Raw genomic sequence first — 3,593 nt, 5'->3', positions numbered from 1 at the left:
GTGCGGTCATCCCGGCGCTCGCCACCTGGCACCGGCTCGCCGGGGAGCTGCGGCACCGGTCGGCGGGCTGCTGGAACGGCGGTGGCGCATGAACGCTCCGGCGGGCGCCCACGCGCAAGGTCCCGCGGTCGTCCGGCCGCCGGCGGCGGTGCTGTTCGACCGCGACGACACACTGATCGTGGACGTGCCGTACAACGGCGACCCCGACCGGGTACGGCTCATGCCGGGCGCGCGGGAGGCGGTACGGCTGCTGCGGGCGCACCGCATACCGATCGGCGTGGTCTCCAACCAGTCGGGCATCGGGCGCGGACTGATCACCGAGGAGGACGTCCTGGAGGTCAACGCCCGGGTCGCCGCCCTGCTCGGCGGGCCCCCCGACACCTGGGTGCACTGCCCGCACACCCCCGATGACGGCTGCGGCTGCCGCAAACCGGCGCCCGGCCTGGTCCTGGAGGCCGCGTGGCGGCTCGGGGTCGCGCCGGAGCGGTGCGTCGTGATCGGCGACATCGGCACGGACATGGGCGCGGCGCGGGCCGCGGGAGCCCGCGGGGTCCTCGTACCGACGACCCGCACCCTCCCCGCCGAGGTCGCCGCGGCGCCCGACGTCTGCCGGGACCTGCTCGGCGCCGTCCGGCACGTGCTCGGGCATCCCTCGACGGTACGGAGACCGCTGTGACGGCCCGGGCGGAGCCCCCGAGCCGGTGGGGAGGTGGGGATCGTGAGGGCGCTGGTCGTGCGGCTGGACAGCTTCGGTGACGTCCTGCTGGCCGGGCCCGCCGTGCGGGCGGTCGCCCACCGGGCGGAGCGGGTGACGGTGCTGTGCGGGCCCGTGGGCGAGCCCGCGGCGCGGCTGCTGCCCGGCGTGGACGAGGTGCTGGTGTGGGAGGCGCCGTGGGCGGGCTTCACGCCGCCTCCCGTGGAACGCGCGGACATCGACGCCCTCGTGGACCGCGTGTCCGCCGCCCGTGCCGACGCCGCGCTGATCCTGACGTCGTTCCACCAGAGCCCGCTGCCTGCGGCGCTGCTCCTGCGCATGGCGGGCGTCCCGTACCTCGCCGCCGACAGCGTCGACGCGCCCGGTTCGCTCCTGGACCTCCGCCATCGGCGCGCACCGCACGCCCACGAGGCGGAGGCGGCCCTGGACCTGGCCGCCGCGGCCGGGTTCCCGCGCCCGCCGGGCGACGACGGGCGGCTGCGGGTGCGCCACGCGCCGGCCGCCCCGGAGCTGACCGGACCGGGCCCGTACGTCGTGGTCCACCCGGGAGCGAGCGTGCCGGCGCGCCGGTGGAGCCCCGAACGGTGCGCCCAGGCGGTGCGGCTGCTGGCCGCCGCGGGCCACCGGGTCGTCGTCACCGGCGGCCCCGCCGAGCGGGAGCTGACCGCGTTCGTCGCGGGCGGCCACGGGCTCGACCTGGGCGGCAGGACCACCCCGCCCCAGCTCGCGTCGGTCCTGGCGTCGGCCGGCGCCCTGGTGACCGGTAACACGGGCCCGACGCACCTGGCGGCAGCGGTCGGCACGCCCGTGGTGTCGCTGTTCTCCCCGGTCGTCCCCGCCGAGCGCTGGGGCCCGTACGGGGTGCCCCACGTCCTCCTGGGCGACCAGACGGCACCCTGCGCCGGCACCAGGTCCCGTACGTGCCCGGTACCGGGACACCCCTGTCTGGACGAGGTCACGGCGGAGGACGTCCTGGCGGCGGTCGCCAAGCTCCTGGAGGCGGCCCCATGACGGCGCCCGCCGACGCGGGCCTGCCGACGGGACGGGACGGTGGCACGGGCCCGGCGGGCACGCGGCCCTGTTCGCGCCGGACTCCGGGGCGCACCACGACGGCCGCCGCCCGCGCGGGTGTTCCGACAGGGCGGGACCGGGTCCGGTGGGTGTGCGGCGCCGCGTGCCGCCGGGCTCCTCGGAGCGGGTGACGGTGACGCCGCGGGCCCGGGGCGTCGGCGGAGACTCTCACGTGGTGCCCCGCGTGCTGGTGCTGCGGGCGCTGGGTCTTGGGGATCTGCTCACCGGGGTGCCGGCGCTGCGGGCGCTGCGGCGGGCGTTCCCCGGGTACGAGACGGTGCTCGCGGCCCCGGAGGGGCTGGCACCCGTCGCCGCCGCCACGGGGGCCGTCGACACGCTGCTGCCCGCGTCGGCCCCCGGGCGGGCCGTGCCGACGCGGCTGGCGTGGTCGGGCCCGCCGCCGGACGTGGCCGTGGACCTGCACGGCAGGGGCCCGTCGAGCCATCTGCTCCTGGAGCGGCTGCGGCCGGGGCGGCTGCTGGCGTTCGCGCACCCGGGGACACCGCACATCGCCGGGCCGGTGTGGACGGCGGACGAGCACGAGCGAGTGCGCTGGTGCCGGCTGCTGGAGTGGTACGGCGTCCCCGCCGACCCGGACGACCTGCGGCTCCCGCCGCCCGGCGGGGACGGCCCGGCGCCCGGGGCCGTCGTCGTGCACCCCGGCGCCGACTCGGGGGCGCGGCGCTGGCCGCCGGAGCGGTACGCGGCCGTGGTGCGGGAGCTGCGGCGGCGCGGGCGACGGGTGGTGGTCACCGGCGGGCCCGGCGAGGACCTGATCGTGGACCGGGTCGCGGGGCCTGCCGGGCTCGACGGCGCGGACGTGCTGCGCGGCGGGCTGCCGTACGAGCGGCTGGCCGCGCTGTGCGCCGGCGCCGCGGCCGTGGTCAGCGGCGACACCGGGATCGCGCACCTGGCGGTGGCGTACGGGGCCCCGACGGTCACGCTCTTCGGTCCCGTACCGCCGCGCTTGTGGGGCCCGCCCGCGGGTACGCGGCACGTGGCCCTGTGGCACCCGCCCCCCGGAGGCGGACCGCCGGGCGACCCGCACGGCCGGGCGCCGGACCCCGCGCTCCTGCGGATCCGCCCGGAGGAGGTGCTGTGCGCCGTTCTCGCGCTCCTGGAGGTGTCCCGGACATGACGTCGACGTCCCGTACCACCGTCGTCGTGATCACCCGTGACCGCTGTGACCAGCTCCTGCACACCCTGGACCGGCTCGCCGCCCTGCCGGAGCGCCCGCCCGTGATCGTCGTCGACAACGGCAGCGGCGACGGCACGCCCGAGGCCGTCGCCCGCCGCCATCCGGGGGTCACGCTGCTCATGCCGGGCCGCAACCTGGGGGCGGTCGGCCGGACCCTGGGGGTGCGGCGGGCCCGCACACCGTACGTGGCGTTCAGCGACGACGACTCGTGGTGGGAGCCGGGCGCCCTGGCGGCCGCCGAGCGGCTGCTGGACGCCCATCCGCGGCTGGGGCTGATCGCGGCGCGGGTCCGGGTGGGCGACGGCGGGCGGACCGACCCGCTGAACGACGAACTGGCGGCGTCGCCGCTGGGCCGGCCCGCCGGTCTGCCGGGCCGGCGGGTGCTGGGCTTCCTGGCGTGCGCGGCGGTGGCACGGCGTTCGGCGTACCTGGAGGCGGGCGGCTACCACCCGGTGCTGTTCTTCGGCGGCGAGGAGACGCTCCTGGCGTACGACCTGGCGGCCTGCGGCTGGGGTGTGGCGCACTGCCCGGAGGTGGTGGCCGTGCACCGGCCCGTGGGCGGCGTACGGGACGGGCGGCGGGCCGTGATGCGCCGCAACGCCGCGCTCA

4 protein-coding genes are annotated in these 3,593 nt (G+C 78.7%); all 4 read left to right on the top strand.

The features are described 5' to 3' along the window. Positions 1 to 88: 88 nt before the first annotated feature. On the top strand, positions 89 to 676 hold the full coding sequence (locus HTZ82_RS11435) for an HAD-IIIA family hydrolase (protein WP_175409233.1): 588 nt from the start codon (positions 89 to 91) through the stop codon (positions 674 to 676). A 42-nt stretch (positions 677 to 718) separates the two neighbouring features. Then, complete coding sequence (locus HTZ82_RS11430) at positions 719 to 1,726, top strand: glycosyltransferase family 9 protein (RefSeq protein ID WP_175409232.1); 1,008 nt, start codon at positions 719 to 721, stop codon at positions 1,724 to 1,726. A 232-nt stretch (positions 1,727 to 1,958) separates the two neighbouring features. After that, on the top strand, positions 1,959 to 2,924 hold the full coding sequence (locus HTZ82_RS11425) for a glycosyltransferase family 9 protein (protein ID WP_175409231.1): 966 nt from the start codon (positions 1,959 to 1,961) through the stop codon (positions 2,922 to 2,924). After that, positions 2,921 to 3,593: glycosyltransferase family 2 protein (locus tag HTZ82_RS11420; protein ID WP_175409230.1), on the top strand; the 673-nt coding region annotated here is incomplete at its 3' end. The genes HTZ82_RS11425 and HTZ82_RS11420, both read left to right, overlap by 4 nt.

It is taken from the genome of Streptomyces sp. TRM64462, assembly GCF_013362995.1.
GTDB lineage: Bacteria > Actinomycetota > Actinomycetes > Streptomycetales > Streptomycetaceae > Streptomyces.
This window is presented reverse-complemented; position numbering and strand designations above follow the sequence as displayed.

Excerpts from the sequence above, each read along its gene's own strand:
- HTZ82_RS11435 (WP_175409233.1), top strand. The coding sequence starts at position 89 with ATGAACGCTCCGGCGGGCGCCCACGCGCAAGGTCCCGCGGTCGTCCGG.